The organism is Micromonospora sp., from assembly GCF_048594385.1.
GTDB classification, from domain to species: domain Bacteria; phylum Actinomycetota; class Actinomycetes; order Mycobacteriales; family Micromonosporaceae; genus Micromonospora; species Micromonospora wenchangensis.
The window spans coordinates 1-2,188 of the sequence record NZ_JBMDWU010000278.1 but is presented as its reverse complement, the minus strand read 5'-3'; the positions used below and the strand labels follow the sequence as shown (position 1 = coordinate 2,188).

Sequence of the window (2,188 nt, the reverse complement as noted above, 5' to 3'; positions counted from 1 at the left end):
TGGTTGTCCCCCCCGCCGCCACTCGCCCCGCGCCCCCGGCGGGTCGGTCGCGTGGCCCCCGCGCCCCCCCCGCCCCGTCGGGTGGACCGGCGCACGGGGTCGCGCCGGTCCACCCTCCTCCGCCAGCCCCCGTTTCACCGGGGACCGGATCCGTCAGCCGAGGATCACACCCGAGGCGCCGACGCCCGCCATCCCGGAGATGATGTCCTCGTAGTACATCCGCCACGCGCAGACCCGGCCGGTGGGCCGGTAGCCGGTGCAGGCGGTCGCCGCGCCGCCGTCGTCGATGGCGGTGTTGGTGCCGGTGGCCCAGACCTGGAGGGTGTTCGCCGGGTTGACGATCTCCACCGGGCCGCCGCTGTCGCCCTGGCCGACCGCGTTGGTGCGGGTGGTGCTCTCCGCCTGGACCTGGCCGCAGACCGTGCCGAAGTCACGCACGTTGATGCACAGGTTCCGTGCCTTGACCTTGATCGAGCATCGGGTCCCGGAGTACGCCCCGGAGGTGCAGACGAAGTTGCCGACCTGGCTGGCCTGCGCGCCGATCACCTGGTTGCTGAACTCACTGACCACCGCGCCGTTGGCGTCGGTGCTGTTGTTGAAGACCCGACCGCCTGAGCTGCCCGACAGCAGCAGGGTGTCGGTGCCGGCGTTGCGGGTGCCGACGATGCCCATCGACTGCCCGGTCGGGTCGGTCGCGGCGTTGTTGATGTTGCCGCAGTGCGCGGCGGAGAGCATCCGCGCCGACCCGCCCTGGAAGACCCCGAAGCCGGTCGAGCAGCCGCCACCGGTGGTGGCGTTGCGCCACGCGCCGCCGCCCCACCACGGCGCGGTGTCGTCCCACCGGGTGGCGGGGGAGGCGGAGACCCCGGTCTGCACGGTCACCGGAACGCCGGCCATGCTGGCCGCGCCGAGCAGGCCGCTCTGCGTACCGACCAGGAGTCCGGCGCCGTCGGCCCGCGGCCCGACCGTGGTGATCTTGTCACCGGCCGAGCGGCGCAGCTTGGCCGCCGCGACGTCCAACTCCCGTCGGGTGTACGCGGCGGGCAGCACCTCGGTCGGCACGGTGGCCCGGCTGGTCGCCACCAGGCCGGCCGGTGCCTCGCCCTTCCAGAAGACCTGCAGCTTCCGGGCGGTGGGATCGGCGATCACACCGGCGAAACCGGACTTCGCGTCGCGCTGCGCGATCTTCGTGATCCGGGCGGCGGCGTTGTTCATCCGCTGCTGGAGTTCGAGCAGCTCCTTCCAGGAGGCGAAGCCGCCCGGCACCGGCGTGCTGTCGATGAACGAGCCGGCGGCGGTCGCCTTGCCCCCGGCGGCGGGAGCGGGCGCGGCGGTGGCCGGTGCGGTGGCCACCCCCGCGACGAGCATGGTGACGCCGAACGCCGCGGCGGCGGCCCGACGCAGCAGCCCGGTCGACCGCAGCACCGTCGGTTGTGGACGAGACATACGTACCCCTTCCCCAGGGTTTCGTGGTGCGGGCCTCGACCCGCCCTGGGGACATTGGCAGGTGCCGGTGGTGTCCGGCAGTGCATCCTGGACACCACCGGACACCCCCGGACAGTGCCGGACGGACGGGGGACGGACGCCGGGCGGCGGCGGCAGGCGAAACCGGACCGACATGGAACTGTCATACATCGGCGGTCGCCTACCCGACGCTGTGCCGCCGGTCATACCCTCCCCCTGTCGGCAATCCGGGGCGACGGATGGCCGGGGGGTGGAGGCCGTATGACCGACCAACGGGTCCCTTCGGGCGCTCGGCAGCCGATGGCCGGGACAGTCCGTTCGGCGTCCCCGATGTCCCCACTGGACACCGGGATAAACACCGTTCAGGAACTGGCCGCCCTGCTGCGGCAGCTCCGCCGCCGGGAGGCCCGGCAACAGGGCGAGACCCCGCTGACCTACCGCCAGCTCGCGGCGAAGACCGGCTGGTCGCGGGGGGTGATCGGGGAGTACTTCGCCGGGAACATCCTGCCCCCGCCGGAGCGTTTCGACACCCTGATCCGGTTGCTCGGGGCCAGCCCCGCCGAGCAGGGGGCACTGGCCACCGCGCGGGACCGGGTCGAGGAGCGTCGCCGGCTCGCCAGCCCGGAACACCCGTCCACCGGCCGGGCCGGTCGCGCGGTCGTCCGCCCCCGGGGCACCGGTAGCCGGGCCGGGGCGCCGCCCGCCCCGCGACCGGTGCCCCCCC

General features: G+C 74.1%; 2 protein-coding genes. One reads left to right on the top strand and one right to left on the bottom strand.

Annotated features, from left to right (window positions below; genetic code table 11):
• Nucleotides 1–153 precede the first annotated feature (153 nt).
• Complete coding sequence (locus ACOJTC_RS15045) at nucleotides 154–1,446, bottom strand: hypothetical protein (RefSeq protein WP_420117340.1); 1,293 nt, start codon at nucleotides 1,444–1,446, stop codon at nucleotides 154–156.
• Between the two features lie 348 nt (nucleotides 1,447–1,794).
• On the opposite strand from ACOJTC_RS15045, the gene ACOJTC_RS15040 reads away from it, so the two are divergent.
• Nucleotides 1,795–2,188: helix-turn-helix domain-containing protein (locus tag ACOJTC_RS15040; RefSeq protein ID WP_420117339.1), on the top strand; the 394-nt coding region annotated here is incomplete at its 3' end.

Excerpts from the sequence above, each read along its gene's own strand:
- ACOJTC_RS15045 (WP_420117340.1), bottom strand. The coding sequence starts at position 1,446 with ATGTCTCGTCCACAACCGACGGTGCTGCGGTCGACCGGGCTGCTGCGT.